The 388-nt window shown below is 71.1% G+C and carries 1 protein-coding gene and 1 pseudogene; both read left to right on the top strand.

The genetic code is table 11. The annotated features are described in order from the left end of the window. The coding region (locus tag LPA54_RS41665; protein ID WP_228985553.1) for an ATP-dependent Clp protease proteolytic subunit at nt 1-149 on the top strand (149 nt) is incomplete at its 5' end. A gap of 108 nt (nt 150-257) precedes the next feature. Then, nucleotides 258-388, top strand: a pseudogene (gene clpP / locus LPA54_RS41660) (ATP-dependent Clp protease proteolytic subunit); the annotation flags it as partial.

The following is a 388-nucleotide window of genomic DNA, read 5'->3' as shown; positions in this document are numbered from 1 at the left end:
AGCACACGGGCCAGACGGTCGAGCAGATCACCCGTGACTCGGACCGCGACCGCTGGTTCGACGCCTTCGAGGCCAAGGAGTACGGCCTCATCGACGACGTGATCGCCACGGCCGCCGGTATGCCGGGCGGCGGCGGCACCGGGGCCTGAGCGGCCTTGCGAGGCTCCACGAGCCCCGTAGGACCCCGCCCGGGCCCGTGAGAGCCCGGGGCCCCCAGCAGCCCCAGCCGACCGCCTCAGCCCCTTTCAGGAGACACCGTGAACGCATTCCCCGGCAGTGGGATCTACGACCGTATGCAGGCCGTGCAGGACATGTCCGGCTCGCAGGGCCGCTACACCGGTCCGCAGGCCGAGTCCCGTTACGTCATTCCGCGCTTCGTCGAGCGCAC

This window comes from Streptomyces sp. DH12, assembly GCF_020873895.1.
In the GTDB taxonomy this organism is placed as follows: Bacteria; Actinomycetota; Actinomycetes; order Streptomycetales; family Streptomycetaceae; genus Streptomyces.
This window is presented reverse-complemented; position numbering and strand designations above follow the sequence as displayed.